The sequence below is a fragment of the Novosphingobium sp. 11B genome, assembly GCF_054589055.1.
Map to the genome: position 1 here is coordinate 1 of NZ_BAAILP010000211.1, position 16,087 is coordinate 16,087.

Annotated in this window: 12 protein-coding genes; 7 read left to right on the forward strand and 5 right to left on the reverse strand. The window is 68.4% G+C overall.

Annotation, left to right across the window (positions count from 1 at the left end):
• Positions 1-52: 52 nt before the first annotated feature.
• From ACYPYD_RS19280 to hflK, 3 genes are all read right to left on the reverse strand, one after another.
• Positions 53-1,594 carry a Do family serine endopeptidase gene (locus ACYPYD_RS19280; protein WP_008829137.1) on the reverse strand — a complete coding sequence of 514 codons (1,542 nt, stop codon included), beginning with the start codon at positions 1,592-1,594 and terminating at the stop codon, positions 53-55.
• 171 nt (positions 1,595-1,765) lie between these two features.
• Positions 1,766-2,620, reverse strand: coding sequence for a protease modulator HflC (hflC, locus tag ACYPYD_RS19285; RefSeq protein WP_271184530.1), 855 nt, complete (start codon positions 2,618-2,620; stop codon positions 1,766-1,768).
• Positions 2,617-3,777 carry a protease modulator HflK gene (gene hflK / locus ACYPYD_RS19290; RefSeq protein WP_459664898.1) on the reverse strand — a complete coding sequence of 387 codons (1,161 nt, stop codon included), beginning with the start codon at positions 3,775-3,777 and terminating at the stop codon, positions 2,617-2,619. Before hflK ends, hflC begins: the two co-directional genes overlap by 4 nt.
• A 215-nt stretch (positions 3,778-3,992) precedes the next feature.
• Between hflK and ACYPYD_RS19295 the strand changes: the two genes are divergently transcribed.
• Genes ACYPYD_RS19295 through ACYPYD_RS19320 form a run of 6 tightly spaced genes read left to right on the forward strand, consistent with a single transcriptional unit; the run spans position 3,993 to position 12,167 of the window.
• A complete protein-coding gene (locus ACYPYD_RS19295; RefSeq protein ID WP_459664900.1) occupies positions 3,993-4,997 on the forward strand; it encodes an Mrp/NBP35 family ATP-binding protein in 1,005 nt (334 codons plus the stop codon).
• Positions 4,997-7,267 (forward strand): xanthine dehydrogenase family protein molybdopterin-binding subunit, encoded by a 2,271-nt coding sequence (locus ACYPYD_RS19300; protein ID WP_459664902.1) that lies wholly within the window; start codon positions 4,997-4,999, stop codon positions 7,265-7,267. Before ACYPYD_RS19295 ends, ACYPYD_RS19300 begins: the two co-directional genes overlap by 1 nt.
• Positions 7,264-8,295 carry a ferrochelatase gene (hemH, locus tag ACYPYD_RS19305; RefSeq protein WP_459664904.1) on the forward strand — a complete coding sequence of 344 codons (1,032 nt, stop codon included), beginning with the start codon at positions 7,264-7,266 and terminating at the stop codon, positions 8,293-8,295. Before ACYPYD_RS19300 ends, hemH begins: the two co-directional genes overlap by 4 nt.
• Positions 8,296-8,355: 60 nt before the next feature.
• The gene (locus ACYPYD_RS19310; RefSeq protein WP_459664906.1) at positions 8,356-9,315 is read left to right on the forward strand and encodes a MarR family transcriptional regulator; all 960 of its coding nucleotides are present in this window, start codon (positions 8,356-8,358) and stop codon (positions 9,313-9,315) included.
• 54 nt (positions 9,316-9,369) lie between these two features.
• Positions 9,370-10,995 carry an NAD(P)/FAD-dependent oxidoreductase gene (locus ACYPYD_RS19315; RefSeq protein ID WP_459664909.1) on the forward strand — a complete coding sequence of 542 codons (1,626 nt, stop codon included), beginning with the start codon at positions 9,370-9,372 and terminating at the stop codon, positions 10,993-10,995.
• A complete protein-coding gene (locus tag ACYPYD_RS19320; protein ID WP_459664911.1) occupies positions 10,992-12,167 on the forward strand; it encodes a BaiN/RdsA family NAD(P)/FAD-dependent oxidoreductase in 1,176 nt (391 codons plus the stop codon). Before ACYPYD_RS19315 ends, ACYPYD_RS19320 begins: the two co-directional genes overlap by 4 nt.
• Positions 12,168-12,319: 152 nt before the next feature.
• On the opposite strand, the gene ACYPYD_RS19325 is transcribed toward ACYPYD_RS19320, so the two are convergent.
• Together ACYPYD_RS19325 and ACYPYD_RS19330 are read right to left on the reverse strand one after the other, a co-directional pair.
• Complete coding sequence (locus ACYPYD_RS19325; protein ID WP_008829254.1) at positions 12,320-13,390, reverse strand: LacI family DNA-binding transcriptional regulator; 1,071 nt, start codon at positions 13,388-13,390, stop codon at positions 12,320-12,322.
• 60 nt (positions 13,391-13,450) lie between these two features.
• On the reverse strand, positions 13,451-14,779 hold the full coding sequence (locus ACYPYD_RS19330) for an MFS transporter (RefSeq protein ID WP_008829253.1): 1,329 nt from the start codon (positions 14,777-14,779) through the stop codon (positions 13,451-13,453).
• 174 nt (positions 14,780-14,953) lie between these two features.
• Between ACYPYD_RS19330 and ACYPYD_RS19335 the strand changes: the two genes are divergently transcribed.
• Positions 14,954-16,087 (forward strand): glycoside hydrolase family 68 protein (locus tag ACYPYD_RS19335; RefSeq protein ID WP_459664914.1); only part of this gene is annotated, 1,134 nt, incomplete at its 3' end.

The window sequence follows — 16,087 nt, forward strand, 5'->3', positions numbered from 1 at the left end:
GGCCCGCCGGATCGCTCCGGCGGGCCTTTTGTTTTACGCAGTCAGCGTCGTGTCAGCGCAGGCGCACCGGCACGAAAGTCGCCTGCTGGCCGCGCGGCTGGACGCGCAGGAGGAGGGCCGAGCGGCCTTCCGCCTTGGCGGCGTTGATCGCGGCCGTGAGGTCCGCCGCGGTGGTCACCGGACGGCCGTTGGCCTGCAGGATGATGAAGCCGCGCTGGAAGCCCTTCTGGCCCGCGTCCGAGTTCGGATCGACCGCCACGATGACCACGCCCTTGGTGCCGTCGGCCGCGCCGAGCTGGCGGGCGATGGTGGCCGTCAGCGGGGTCACGGTCAGGCCCAGCGAGTTCTCGATCACGCCCTTTTCCTGCTTCTGGGGCGGATTGTTGAACGCATCGCCGTCTTCGTCGCCATCGGGCGTGAAGGACTGCGAAAGCTCGTCCTCGCTCGGGCGCTTGGCGACCGTGGCGGTCAGGGTCTGGCGCTTGCCGCCGCGGATCACCTCGACCGGGATGCGTGCGCCCGGCTTGGTGTTGGCGACGATATAGGACAGCGTCTGGTCCTTGGTGACTTCCTTGCCGTCGACCGTGACGACGACGTCGCCCGCCTGCATGCCGGACTTGGCCGCCGGGCCGTCAGGCTCGACCATCTGGATGAACTCGCCCTTGTTGTGGGCGATGCCCAGCGAATCGGCGATGTCCTCGGTCACCGGCTGGATGCGCACGCCAAGATAGCCGCGCTCGATCGCCTCTCCCTTGATGAGCTTCTGGACGAGCGGGGCCGCGATCTCCGCGGGAATGGCGAAGCCGATGCCGACGCTGCCGCCCGTGGGCGAGAAGATCGCGTTGTTGATGCCGATCACCTGCCCGTTCATGTCGAACATCGGACCGCCCGAGTTGCCCCGGTTGATCGCCGCGTCGGTCTGCAGGTAGCGGTCATAGGCGCCGCCGCTCTGGGTGGAGCGGTAGACGGCCGAGACGATGCCCGAGGTCACCGTGCCGCCGAGGCCGAACGGGTTGCCGATCGCGATGATCCAGTCGCCCACGCGCGCCTTGCGGCTGTCACCGAACTTGACGAACGGCAGGCTCTTGCCCGCGTCGATCTTGAGCACCGCAAGGTCGGATGCGGCGTCCTTGCCGATCAGCTTGGCGGGATACTCGGCACCGTCGGGCATGGTGACGGTGATCGATTCGACCTGGCCCTTGCCCTCGGCGGTGATGACGTGATTGTTTGTCACGACATAGCCGTCCGCCGAGATGATGAAGCCCGAGCCGAGCGACTGGGCCTCACGCGTCTGGGGCGCGCCGTTACCGCCACCCTGTCCGCCGAACAGCCCCTCGAACGGAGTGCCCGCGAAGGGGTTGGCGCCGCCGCCCGCGACCTGCACCTTCTGGCGGGTCGAGATATTGACGACGGCGGGTTGCAGCTGCGCGGTGAGATCCGCGAAGCTGGCGGGGGCACCGGCACGCGGCACCACCTTCGAAATTTCGCTGGCCTCGTTCTGGGCCACCTGGGCACCTGCGGGGTAGCCGGTGACGAGCGATGCGGTAGCGCCTCCGATGAGGAGCGCTGTGGTCAGTCCATAGGCATATCGCACTGGCTTCACGTCCTTTGATTCCTCCGTTTCGGCGGCTTGCGCCAAGATCCGACTGGTAACCCCGAAGCGGTTTCACGCCCCGCGAGCTTAACCGGATTTGAATGATGCGGAAATCCGCCACTTTTACGAAGTTCCGGCCGCCAACTCCCGATGGGCAACGGCCGAAACCGCTCACGGCTCCCTGAAATGATTCAGATAGGCATTGTCCGGCGAGAGCAGGATGGTCTTGGCGCCGTTCGGGCTGCCGGGCGCGCCCTTGCCAAACGACACCGCGTAGCTCTGCATCGCGCGGTAGAAGTCGTAGAACTGAGCGTCCTTGCCGAAGCTGTCGGCGTAGATCTTCGCGGCCTGGGCCTCGGCCTCGGCGCGGATGATCTGCGCGTCGCGCTGGCCCTGCGCGGCGATCGTCTTCGCCTCTTCCTGGCGGCCCGCTTCCATGCGCACGAAGGCAGCGGCGAGCGCGCCCTCGGGCAGGTCGGCGCGCTTGATCCGCACGTCGACGACCTGCGCGCCGTATTCGGCGGCCTCACGGTCGAGCAGCTTGCGGATGTTCTCCATCGCCGCGCCGCGTTCGGCGGTGAGCAGCGACTGGAAGGTGCGCTTGCCCAGTTCCTGGCGCACGACCGAGGAGAGGATCGGTTCGAGCTGCTGCGTCACCCGCTCGCTGGTGCCGGCGGAGCGGACCATCTTGATCGGATCGACGATGCGGTAGCGGGCATAGGCGTCCACGTTCAGCCGCTGCTGGTCGGTGGAGAGCACCTGCTGTTGCTGCATGTCGACCGAAAGCAGGCGCTTGTCGATGCGGATCACCTGCTCGACCAGCGGGATGCGCCAGTGCACGCCCGCGCCGGTCTGCCCGTAGGCCGCATTGGCGATATAGGGGTTGTAGACCCGCACCGGGCGGCCGGTCTGGACGACGACCGCCTGCTCGTCCTCGGGAACGACGATGGTGCTCATCATCAATCCGACGACGACGGCGCCCGCCGCGATCCACGCGGCCTTGTAGTCATGCCACAGGTTCATCACTGACCTCCCGTGCTGGTCGGTACGCTGACCGAGGTGTCGGGAGCGGGTGCGGCACGGCGCTGCATCTCGGGCAGCGGCAGGACGGTGTTCACGCCCTTTTCGCCGACCACCGTGTCATTGTCGCGCAGGACGCGTTCCATCGTTTCGTAGTACATGCGGCGCTTGGTCACTTCGGGGGCGAGCCTGTATTCCTCGTAGACCTTGTCGAACGAGCTGGCATCGCCCTGGGCGCGGGCGATCACCTGCTGCGCCCAGGCGCGGGCTTCGGAGCGGTCGCGTTCGGCTTCCTGCTGGGCGACGTTGACGTTGTCGAACGCGCCCTTGGTCTTGGCGGGCGGGTCGGCCTTCTTGATCTCGACGCCCTGGATGGCGATGCCCGAGCGGTAGAAGTCGAGGATGCGCTGCATGCGCTCGCCCACGTCCTGCTCGACTTGCGCACGGCCTGCACCGGACAGCGCCTGGCCCAGCGAGACTTGCGCGATCGAGGCGCGCATCGCGGCCTCGGCCACTTCCTGTACGGTGCCGTCCGGGTCGGCGAGGCGGAAGGTGTAGTCCTTCAGGCCCTTGATGTTCCAGCGCACGAGGTAGCTGAGATCGACCAGGCTCTTGTCGCTGGTGAGCATCAGCTTCTCGTTCTCGTTGTCGGGTACGGCCACGACCTGGAACGAGCTGACGTCGACGACCTTCACCTGCTCGATCGGCCAGGGGAGGGTCAGGCTCACGCCCGAATCGACGGTGCGCGAATACTGGCCGAGCGTGGTGACCACGCCCTGTTCCTTGGGGCCGAGCATGTGGACGCTGGAGAAACCGAGCACGACCAGCACGGCGGCGCCGATGCCGAGCGGCAGCCACGACTTGCCGTCCGGACGGCGCGGCAGGTTGGGGAAGCCGCCGGGGCCGCGCGGGCCGCCGCCTCCGCCACCGGGGCGCCGCTGGTCGCCGCGCCGAAAGATATCTTCGATGCTGGCCGAGCGGCGGGGCGGGGCGCCCTCTCCGCTGGGGAGCCAGGGATTGCGGGGGCCTTTGCGCTCGGGGGGTTCGGACTGCGGCTCGTCGGGCTGGCTGCCGGATGCGTCTGCGCCGTCGGAGCCTTCGCCGTCTCCGCTACCGCCGCCGTCATTGCCGCCGCCGCCCCACGGGCTGTTGCGTCCCGTCATCTGGGAAATTCCCGTTCCGTCCCCCGGCACGCCGCCAGGCGTGTCTGCACCACCGATAGCTGTCATGAGGCTATCTATAAGAACCCCTCGGGCAAATAACAGTGCCTCTCTTGCCCTTTTTCCCCGCGTACGCCACCTGAGCGGCGAGCGCCGGGGTATCCCTCGGCCATGACGGACACGCCGGAAACGAACCGGCAATCTACTGGAGACGACAAGTGAGCAGCGCCGAAGGTCTTGGGGCAGGAACCGAAAGCGACGATCTCAAGGCGCTGCTTCGGCCCGAGGCCGCAGCGCGTATCCAGTCGCTGCGCGCGGCGGACGGCCGCGCGACGCTGGTGCTCGATGCGACCGGCCTCGATGCGGCGGCGCGGGCAGGACTGGAAGCGCATGTGCGCGATGCTCTGTCGGGCAAAGTCGCCGAAGTGCGCGTGGCGATGATGGCCGACAAGTCCGAGCCCGCTCCTCCCAAGGGACCACGCATCATCGCGGTCGGATCGGGCAAGGGCGGCGTCGGCAAATCCACGCTTTCGGCCAATCTCGCGGTGGCGCTGGCCCGGATGGGGCGGCGCGTCGGCCTCGTCGATGCGGACATCTACGGCCCCTCGCAGGCGCGTCTGCTCGGCACCGAGGGCCAGCGCGCCACGGCGCACGAAGGGAGACTGGTCCCCGTCGAGAGCCGCTGGGGCGTTCCCGCGCTGTCGATGGCGCACCTCTCCAATGCCGGGCAGGCGATCGCCTGGCGCGGGCCGAAGATCTCCGGCGCGCTGCTGCAACTGGTCGAGGGGCACTGGGAAGGCGCCGAAGTGCTCATCGTCGATCTGCCGCCCGGCACCGGCGACGTGCAGCTCACCATGCTCCAGCGCTGCAAGCCTGCGGGCGCGGTGATCGTCTCGACCCCGCAGGACCTCGCGCTGATCGACGCGACCCGTGCGGTCGAACTGTTCGAGAAAGGCGGCGTCCCCGTCGTCGGCGTGGTCGAGAACATGGCGGGCTATGCCTGCCCCCACTGCGGCGAAGTCAGCGATCCCTTCGGCTGCGGCGGCGCGGAAGCCTCCGCGAAGGAGATGGACGTGCCCTTCCTCGGCCGCATTCCCCTCGATATCGCGATCCGGCGCGAGGCCGATGCGGGCACGCCCACCGCGGCCGGGACCGGCCCGCAAGCCGAAGCCTTCACCGGGCTCGCCGCGCAAGTCGCGGCCTGGCTGGACGCCAACCCCTGATGGCGGTGAGCCGCCGCAGCGTGCTTATCGGAGCGTTGGCGGGCGGCGGGCTCGCGCTCGGCTACATGCTGCGCCCGCGCAGCTATCCGCTGCCGCTGCAGCCGCGCGAGGGGGAGTTCGCCTTCGATGCGTGGATCAGGATCGGCACGGACGGCGTCGTCACCGTGTCCGTCCCGCAAGTGGAGATGGGGCAGGGCGTCACCACGCTCGTTCCGCAGATCGTCGCGCATGAACTCGGCGCGGACTGGCGGCAGGTCGCCGCCGAGCCAGCCCCCGTCAGCGCCCTTTACGCCAACCTCGCGCTGGCGGCGAAGTGGGCTCCGCTCTGGATGCCGCTGCTGCCCTCGCTGGCGGATGAACCGGATGACCTCCTGACCCGCCGCTGGGCCGAGAGCCACGTCTTCGACTTCACTGCCGACGGCACCGAGATCGCCGCCTACGAGGCCGGAGCCCGCGCCGCCGCCGCCTCTGCCCGCGCGATGCTGGCGCAGGCCGCCGCCGCCCGCTGGAGCGTCGCCTGGGAGGAGTGCGAGGTCGCGAACGGCTTCGTCACGCACGAAAACAAGAAGCTGCCTTTCGGCCCGCTGGCCTCCGAGGCCGCCCGCTTTTCCCCGCCCTCGACCCCGCCGCTGCGCCCCGAAGCCATGGCCGAGCGTCCCGGCGAATTCCCGCCCGGCGGGCGCCTCAGCTATCCGCGTCTCGACCTGCCCTCCAAGGTCGATGGCTCGTGGACTTTCGCAGGCGACGTGCGCCTGCCCAACATGGTCTTCGCCGCGATCCGTCACGGGCCGATCGGCAGGAAGACCTTCCTCTCCGACCTCGACGAGAGCGCGGCGAAGGACATGCTCGGCTTCCTGCGCACCGTCGGCAGCCCGGAAGGAGACGCCGCATGGGTCGCCGCCGTCGCCACCGACGGCTGGGCCGCCGAGCAGGCGCTGACCCGCATGGAACCGGGTTTCCGCGTCGCTGCCGGGGCCGAATCCGACGCCGTCGACACCGCGATGGACGAGGCGCTTCACAATGCCGACGCGCACCGCATCCATTCGGCGGGCGACATGGCGCTGGTGAAGGACCGCCTGCCGATCCAGCTCGGCTACGAAGTCTCTCCCGCAATCCACGTCACCATCGAAACCGCCGCCGCGACTGCGTGGCTCCACGACGGCAAGCTGGAACTCTGGGTCGGCACGCAGGCCCCGCAAGCCACGCGCGAGGCTGTCGCGGCGGCACTCGGCATGGCGGTGCGCGACGTCGTGCTCTACCCCGTCGCGATCGGCGGCAGCTTCGACCGCCGCCTCGAATTCGGCCATGCCGTGGAGGCCGCGCTGATCGCCAGGGAGGTGGGCAAGCCGGTCCAGCTCACCTGGTCCCGGCGCGAGGAATTCCGCGCCGGCCTGCCCCGTGCGCCTGTCTCGGCGGTGATGGCCGCGCGTCCCGATACCGATGGCCAGATCGCCGGCTGGCGCGCGCGCATCACCGTACCCGCGACCGCGCGCGAGTTCGGCCGCCGCCTGCTGGGCGGCGAGGCGCCTTACGAAGCGCTGGAGGCGGTCGCGCTCGATGCCGATGCGATGGCGCTCGAAGGCGCGGTGCCGCCTTACGCCATTCCCAACCTCGCGATCGACCATGTCCCCGTGCGCGTCGGCCTGCCCACCGCCCGGATGCGGGGCAATGCCCACGGCTGGACCGCCTTCTTCAACGAGAGCTTCGTCGACGAACTGGCCCACAAGGCCGGGCGCGAGCCCTTGTCCTATCGCATGGCGATGCTGGGCCACGATCCGCGCCTCGCCGCCTGCCTCCAGCGCGTCGCGGCGCTGGCGCAATGGGGTGGCGGCTCGGATGCCAGCGGGCAGGGCCTTGCCTGCCACGTGATAGGAAACGGCCGCATCGCCGTCATCGCCAGCGCCCGGCGCGAGGCCGAAGGCGTGCGAGTCGACCGCCTGAGCGCCGTCGCCGACGTGGGCCGCATCGTCAATCTCGACATCGCCCGCCAGCAGATCGAGGGCGGGCTGGTTTTCGGCCTCGGCCTCGCGCTCGGCTGCGCGGTGCGTTATGCAGGCGGGCGGCCGGACAGCGAGAGCCTCGCCGCGATGGGCCTGCCGACGCTGGCCGACTGCCCCGCGATCGAGGTGGACTTCATCGAGAGCAAGGAAGACCCCGCCGATCCGGGCGAACTGGGCGTCGCCGCCGTCGCCCCGGCCGTCGCCAACGCACTTTTCTCGGCGACGGGCCTGCGCCTGCGCCGCCTCCCCTTCTTTGCCGAGGACGTATGAAACCGCCTGAGCTTCCGCCAGAACACCCGTCCGTCGCGACCGGAGGCGTCGGCGTCCTTCTCGTCAACCTCGGCACGCCCGATGCGCCCACGCCCGATGCGGTGCGCCGCTACCTTGCCGAATTCCTCTCCGACCCACGCGTGGTGGAGATCCCGGCGATCGCGTGGAAGCCGATCCTCCACGGCATCATCCTGCGCACCCGTCCGGCGAAGTCCGCCCATGCCTACAGCCAGGTCTGGACGCCCGAGGGTTCGCCGCTCGCCGCCATTACCGCCGCGCAGGCCCGCGCGCTTCAGGAGCGGCTGGGCGATACGGTCACCGTGGATTGGGCGATGCGCTACGGCAATCCCTCGCTCCCCTCGCGCCTGCAGGCGATGAAGGATGCGGGCTGCGATCGTATCCTCGCCGCCCCGCTCTATCCGCAGTATTCAGGTGCGACGACCGCCTCGGTGATGGACAAGCTGGGCGACGCCCTGCGCACCATGCGCTGGCAGCCCGCGCTGCGCACGCTGCCGCCCTACCACGACGATCCGGCCTATATCGGGGCGCTGGAGGAAGACGTCGTCGCGCATGTGTCCGCGCTCGATTTCACGCCGGAAGTGTTGCTGCTCTCCTACCACGGCATGCCCGAGCGCACGCTGCACCTCGGCGATCCCTACCATTGCCACTGCCGCAAAACCTCGCGCCTGCTGACCGAGCGGCTGGCCCTGCGCCTGCCGGACCTGCGCGTCGAGACCAGCTTCCAGTCCCGCTTCGGCCGCGCCAAATGGCTCGAACCCGCGACCGAGACCGTGCTTGCGGCCGAGGCAAAGGCCGGCACCCGGCGCCTCGCCATCCTGGCCCCCGGCTTCTCGGCCGACTGTGTGGAAACGTTGGAAGAACTGGCGATCCGCGGCCGCGAGGTTTTCGAGGAAGCGGGCGGCGAGCGCCTCGCCGTCCTCCCCTGCCTCAACGCCCGCGAACCGGGCATGGCGATGCTCGAAGCCCTCGCGCGGCGCGAGTTGTCGGGCTGGGTTGCAGCAATTTAACTGTCGGTAGCGGCACGTTTGTTCCAATTCTGTTCCCGTTCAGAGGGAAGGATTTGGATCATGCGCGAGGCGGACTATCTCCAGCCCGACTTTGCCTATGGCGGGCCGGAAAGATCGACACCGGGCAGCGGCCCGGGCGTGGCGCTGTCGATCTATGCCAACCGCGCCCACTTGCGCGCCACCTTGCGTGAGGACGCAGACGCGGCCGGCATGCGCATCGCCGCTGCCGCGCCGCTCGCCGATCTCGTCACGATGGGGGAGGGGCTGGCGCAGGCCCGCCTTGCCGACGTGGTGCTGGTCGATTGCCCGCAGGTCGATGCAGGGGTGCTGGCGGCGCTCGCCCGGCTGGACTTGCGCGCGGCAGGCGGCGCGACCCGGCTGATCGTCTCGACCGGAGTGGAGGCGCTGGACGATGTCTTCGCCTGCATGGACCAGTCCTCGCCCGTCCTGCTCGTCGATCCCGACCGTGCGGAGCGGGTACTGGCGCTGGGCCGGGTGCTGGCGACGATGCCCTCCGGACGTGTTCGCGAACTTTTCGACGACGACCGCCTGATGCTGCTGCGCCTGACCGAGCAGGTGGGCCAGATCGCGGGCCGCATCGACCGCCTCGACGCGGGCGGTGCGCCCGCGCCGCTCCCCGCGGTCCCTGCCGCGAACTCCGCACCCGGCCAGCTTCCCGACGCGCGGCTGGTCCGCCGGATCATCCGCCAGCGCCAGTTGCGCGCGCGGTTCCTCGACAACGATCTCTTCGCCGATCCCGCCTGGGACATGCTGCTGGACCTCACCGCCTCGCGCCTCGAAGGCAAGCGGGTGTCGGTGACCTCGCTCTGCATTGCTTCCGGTGTGCCGCCGACCACGGCGCTGCGCTGGATCGGCCAGATGGTCGATGCGGGCCTGTTCGTGCGCCTCAGCGACGGCGCCGACAAGCGCCGCGCCTTCATCGACCTCAGCGAGAAGGCGCTGCAGGCGATGGCGCGCTATTTCACCGAGATCGCACTTACGGCCCCGGCGCCGATCTGATCGCCGCACACGCCGCCATGGCATTCGCGCGCGCCAGCGTATAAAGGCGCGCGGATGCTTCGCCTCACCGACATTGCCCTGCCGCTCGACCATACGCCCGCCGACCTCGACGCGGCGGTCGTCCAGCGCCTAGCCATCGCGCCCGCCGACCTCGAGCGCGTCACCGTGTTCCGCCGGGGCAACGACGCGCGGCGCAAGAACGCGATCAAGCTGGTCTACGCGCTCGACGTCACGGTGAAGGACGAAGCCGACCTGCTCGCCCGCTTCGCCGACGACCAGCATGTGCGGCTTACGCCGGACATTGCCTACAAGTTCCCCGTCCGCGCGCCCGAGGGCTGGGAAGGACCGCGCCCGGTCGTCATCGGCGCAGGCCCGTGCGGCCTCCTCGCCGCACTGATCCTCGCGCAGATGGGCCTTAAGCCCATCATCATCGAGCGCGGCAAGGCGGTGCGCGAGCGGACCAAGGATACCTGGGGCCTGTGGCGCCGCTCGGAACTGAACCCGGAAAGCAACGTGCAGTTCGGCGAGGGCGGGGCGGGCACGTTCTCCGACGGCAAGCTCTACAGCCGCATCAAGGACCCGCGCCATCTCGGCCGCAAGGTCCTGACCGAATTCGTCAAGGCCGGCGCGCCCGAGGACATTCTCACCGAAGCGCACCCGCACATCGGCACGTTCCGCCTCGTCACCATGGTCATGTCCATGCGCGAGACGATCGAGCAGCTCGGCGGCGAATACCGCTTCAGCACCCGCGTCGAGGATTTCGAGATCGAAGGACAGAGCGACGAACGCCGGCTCAAGGGCCTGCACCTCTCGACCGGCGAGTACCTTCCTGCCGAGCACGTGATCATGGCCGTGGGCCACTCCGCACGCGACACCTTCGAGGTGCTCCATAACCGCGGCGTTTCCATCGAGGCCAAGCCGTTCTCCATCGGCGTGCGCATCGAACATCCGCAAAGCTGGGTGGACAAGGCGCGCTACGGAGCCTGCGCGGGCAACCCGATCCTCGGCGCGGCGGCCTATGCCATCTCGCACAAGGCGAAGAACGGGCGGACCGTCTATTCGTTCTGCATGTGCCCGGGCGGCCGCGTCGTCGCGGCGGCGAGCGAGGAGGGCGGCGTCGTCACCAACGGCATGAGCCAGTATTCGCGCGCGGAATTCAACGCCAATTCCGGCCTTGTCGTGGACATCAGCCCCGAACGCGACTTCCCCGGCCACCCGCTCGCGGGGATCGCGCTTCAGCGCAAGTTCGAGAAGCTGGCTTACGTGGCAGGCGGATCGGACTACCGCGCGCCGGGCCAGAAGGTCGGGGATTTCATGGCCGGACGCCCCTCGAGCGAACTGGGCGAGGTCAACCCCAGCTACCAGCCCGGCATCCGCCTGACCGACCTCGCACAATGCCTGCCCGACTACGTCGTCGAGGCGATCCGCGAGGCGCTGCCGGTATTCGGCCGCCAGGTGCCCGGTTACGACCATCCCGACGTCGTCATGACCGGGGTGGAGACGCGCTCCTCCTCGCCGGTGCGGATCGGTCGCGGCAAGGACTGCCAGAGCCTCAACACGCGCGGCCTCTACCCGGCGGGTGAAGGCGCGGGCTATGCGGGCGGCATCCTTTCCGCCGCCGTCGACGGCATCCGCGTGGCCGAGGCACTGGCGCTGGAACTGGTCGGTACGCCTGAATGATCGCGCATTACGACGCCATCGTTCTCGGCGCCGGGGCCGCCGGGCTGCTATGCGCCGCCACTGCCGGACAGCGCGGCCGCCGGGTGCTGCTGATCGACCATGCGCCCGAACCGGGCCGCAAGATCGTCATTTCCGGCGGCGGGCGGTGCAACTTCACCAACATCCACACCGCGCCCGACCGCTACCTTTCCAGCAATCCACACTTCGCCAAGTCCGCGCTCAGCCGCTACACCGCCGCCGATTTCCTCGCGCTGGTCGAAAGCTACGGCATCGCATGGCACGAGAAGACGCTGGGCCAGCTGTTCTGCGACGGTTCGGCGAAGCAGATCGTCGCCATGCTGCTGGAGGAATGCGCCAAGGGCATGGTCGAACTCCGCTGCGGCGAGGCCGTGGGCGAGGTCGAGCATGCCGACGGCCTCTACCGCGTGCGCCACGGCGAGCAGTCATCGACTGCCCCCGCAATGGTGATCGCCACCGGTGGACCGTCGATCCCCAAGATGGGCGCGAGCGGGTTCGCCTATGACCTCGCGCGCAAGTTCGGGCTCAAGGTGGTGCAGCCGCGTCCGGCACTGGTGCCGCTGACCCTGCCGGGGGACGAAGCGCTGTTCCGCGAACTCTCCGGCGTCTCCACCGAGATCGTCGCGCGATGCGGAAAGGCGGCGTTCCGCGAGGCGGCGCTGTTCACCCATCGCGGGCTGTCCGGTCCCGCCATCCTGCAGATTTCCAGCTACTGGAAGCGCGGAGACACCGTGACCGCGCAGTTCCTGCCCGACCGACCCGAGGGCTGGTTGCGCACGCTGAAGCGCGATCGCCCGCGCCTCTCGTTCCGCAAGGCACTGGGTGACGGCCTGCCCGAGCGGCTGGCCGAGGCGCTGTGTGGGCGGCTCGGTCTCGAAGGCGAACTGGGCACCCTGACCGACAAGGCGCTGGGAAGCGCGGAAGCGCAGCTGGCGCGGTGGCCTTTCCTGCCCGATGGTTCGGAAGGTTTCGCCAAGGCCGAAGTCACCGCAGGCGGCATCGACACCGCCGAACTCTCGTCCAAGACCATGGAGGCGAAGCGCGCGCCGGGCCTCTACGCGATCGGCGAGGCAGTGGACGTCACCGGCTGGCTGGGCGGTTACAACTTCCAGTGGGCTTGGGCTAGCGCGCGGGCAGCGGGGCTGGCGATCTAAGACGCGATCTTTCTGATCGAAATACGCGTCGCCATCCCCGCGAAGGCGGGGACCCAACTGATGCCGGTGAAATAGGCTCTGTTAGAAGATGGGTTCCCGCCTTCGGGGGAATGACCAAGGTGTAATCCTGGCGATCACGCCCTGTTTCGTGGTCACGACCGCGTCGTATCGCGCGCAATGAGCGTTGGAGGCATGACCTTGCTGTGGCGCGTCTCGCCTTCGATCAGCGCGCGGATTTTCTCGACCATGACCTTGGCGCCCTGGCCGATCTCCTGCCGCACGGTGGTCAGCGGGGGCGAGGTCAGGCGAGCGAGCGGAAGGTCGTCGAAGCCCACGATCTGGACATCTCCGGGTATCCTGCGGCCGCTTTCGTGCAGGACGTGCAGCGCCGACATGGCGATGAGGTCGGATGCGGTGACGATGCCGTCGAAGTCCGCTTCGGCGTCGGCGAGGGCGGCTTCGAGCTGCGGTCCCATCTCGGCGTCGGCGAGCTTGATGGGGACGTGCTTGATGTGCAGGCCCGCAGCCTCTGCGGCTGCGCGCGCGCCGCGCAGGCGCATGGCGATCTCGATGCCTGCCGTATCGCCGAAGAAGGCGAGGCGCCGGGCGCCGCAGGCGATCAGGTGCTCGGCGGCGAGGCGGCCGCCCAGTTCGTTGTCGGTGCCGACGACGACGTGCTTCTGCCCTTCGCGGTGGTTGCCCCAGGCGACCAGCGGGCGGTAATGCGAGACGACCTGATCGATCACGTCCGACTGGTCGGACTGGCCGATCAGCAGCACCCCGTCCACCATGCCCGAGCCGGTGATGCGCTCCAGCCAATCGGTCGTCCCGTCCGGGATCGCGCGGCTGAGCATGAGGTCGTAGCCCGCCTCGGTCAGCTGGTCGGCAAGGTGGCCGAGCAGGGTCAGGAAGAACGGGTCGGAAATCTGCTGGCGCTTCTCATGCCCCAGCGGAATGACCACGCCGATGACGCCCGTGCGCCGCGAGCGCAGCTTGCTGGCCATCTGGTTGGGACGAAAGCCGTACTGCCGGGCGAGGGCCTGGATCCGCTCACGAGTCTCGGCGTTGACGAGGGACTTGCCCGCCAGCGCGCGCGAAACCGTGCCTGCGGAAACGCCGGCCACGCGGGCCAGATCGGCAAGCGTGCGCACTTCCACATCAGGACCGGGTACATCCGGGCCAGACGCGTCCGTGCCGTCGTTCCCCACGTTGTTCTCTTCCATCCCTGCCGCCATGTTGCACAATGCCTTAGCACCCGGATTGGCGCGCCGGAAGTAACTTGTTCAGTTAGTTGCCAGTTTCGGCTCCGGCCTGCCTCCGGCCTCGACGAAGACGGTGGCAATTGCACCCGCCACCATCAGCAATCCGGCAAGTATCAGCGCATTGCGCGGGTCGTTGCCGAGAATGGGGCCGTAGATGAGCGGCATCGTCAGTGCCTCGATCAGCATGGGGATGACGATGAACAAGTTGAAAACCCCCATGTATATGCCGTTGCGCTGGGGAGGGATCGAATCGGCGAGGATCACGTAAGTATTGCCCATCATGCCCGCCCATCCGAAGCCGATGCCGATCATCAGCAGGCCGAGCAGCGGCAGTTCGCTGGTCGAGGGGATCACCAGCATCGACAGCCCCGATGCGGCGAGACAACCGACGTGCACCGATCGTGCGCCAAACCGGCTAACCACCGGGATCAGCCCGATCGCCGCGACGAAGGCGACCGAATTGTAGAGCGCGCCCAGTTGCTGCTCGGTCAGCACCGCCTCGCGGAAGCGGGCCGAATGGACGTCCCCGGTGCCGAACAGCGAGCGCGAGATGGCGAAGGCGATGTACTGCCAGTAGACCATCATCGCATACCACTGGCACAGCATGGCGAGCGCCAGCTGCCGCATCGGCCGCGGCATCTCGACTACCGCGTCGCGCACTTCGCGCAAGGTGGCGGGCAGGGTAAGGGGAGAGGCGGCGATGCGCTCCTGCTCCTCGGGTGTGAGCGGAAGCTCGGGCACGCGGGTGATCGACCAGATCACCGTCGAGATCGACAGCACCGCGCCGATCACGAAGGCCATGCGCACGATCACGGGGATGCCGTTCGGTCCCAGCAGGTCGCGGTCCACGAACGTCGCCATGATCGAGGGCGCAAGGTAGGACAGGGTATGCGCCAGTCCGGTGAAGGCGCTCTGCACCATGAACCCGGTCGGTCGCTGGTGCGGTGCCAGTCGGTCGGCGACATAAGCGCGGTAAGGCTCCATCGTCACGTTGTTGCCGGCATCGAGCACCCAGAGCAGCCCCGCCGCCATCCACAGCGTGGAAGAATTGGGCATCGCCAGCAGGCTTAGCGAACACAGGATCGCCCCGATTAGAAAGTAAGGCGTGCGCCGTCCGAGGCGGGAGCGGGTACGGTCGCTCATCGCGCCGATCAGCGGCTGGATGATCAGGCCCGTCACCGGTCCCGCCAGCCACAGCAGCGGCATACGCCCTTCGCTCGCGCCGAGGTAGCCGTAGATCGGCCCCATGTTCGCCTGCTGCAGGCCGAAGCTGAACTGCAGGCCGAAGAAACCCAGGTTCATCTCGACGATGCGGGGCAGCGACAGATGCGGCTTGAGGCCGAAGGGCATCCGCTTCTCCGAGTGCGACCGTTCCATGCCAGGCACCCCCGGCAAGAACCCGTTGAATACCGGATGATGTTCGTAAAGGCCAAGAAGAGATTGCACCACTTTCCCGCACGGCGAGCGCAATAATGGAGCAATTAACATTTGCAGATATTGCAAACGATTGTACATCTGCCGCCCATGAACCCTCATCCCGCGACGCTCGAGTCATTTCCCACCTTGCAATGGACGGCTCGGGATCTCGCCCGGTTACGGGACATTTCGATCCCGCGCGCGCCCGTCTTCACGCCTTCCGACGTGCGCCGGATTGCCGAGAATCACGACGTCTGGGACGCATGGCCGCTTGCCTCCATGCACGGAATTCCGGTGCGCTGGCGCGGCGGTGAACTGTGGTTCGCACTCGCCGCTCCGGCCTTCGATGATCCGGAGGAGCGGCACGGCACCGCGCGGATTCATCACTTCCACCGGATCGACGGGCAGTTCCGCCATATTGGCGCGACTTTCGAGGAAGGGTTCACGCCCGGCAGCCGCGAATGGTCCGGTTCGGCGCTATTCGAGGACGGAGTCGTGACCCTCTACTTCACCGCCGCCGGAGAGCGGGGCGAGACGGAACCGACCTTCCGTCAGCGCATCTTCGCCTGCACGACCGGGCTGGCCGAGACCGGCGACGCGGTCTTCACCGGCTGGTCCGATCCGGTCGAGCAGGTGATCCCCGCCAATATCGTCTACATGAATCGGCACGACGGCACGGGCGAACTCGGCGAGATCAAGGCGTTCCGCGATCCCGCGCCGTGGCGGGCCGAAGACGGCGTGGATCACCTCCTGTTCACCGCGTCATCGGCGCGGCATCTCGGGCTTCACAATGGCCTCATCGGCTGCGCGCGGCGCGGCGGTGCCGATCCCGAAGGCGGCGTGTTCGAGAAACGGCCGCCTCTGGTCGATGCCACGGGCGTCAACAACGAGTTGGAGCGCCCGCATATCGTCGCGCATGGCGGGCGGCTCTATCTTTTCTGGTCGACGCAGGCGAAGGTCTTCGCGCCCGGTATCGACGCTCCGACCGGGCTCTATGGCGCGGTGGCCGATGGGTTCGCGGGGCCGTGGCGCCTGCTCAACGGCCATGGCCTCGTCTTCGCCAACCCGCAAGGCGAGCCGTTCCAGGCCTATAGCTGGTGGGTGCTGCCCGACCTTTCCGTGACCAGCTTCGTGGATTACTGGGGGATCGACGATGCCGCAGCGAAGCGCAAACCCGAAGGGCGCGCGCACTTCGGCGGAACCTTCGCCCCCTTCCTGCACTTGCGTCTGGAGGGCGACGTC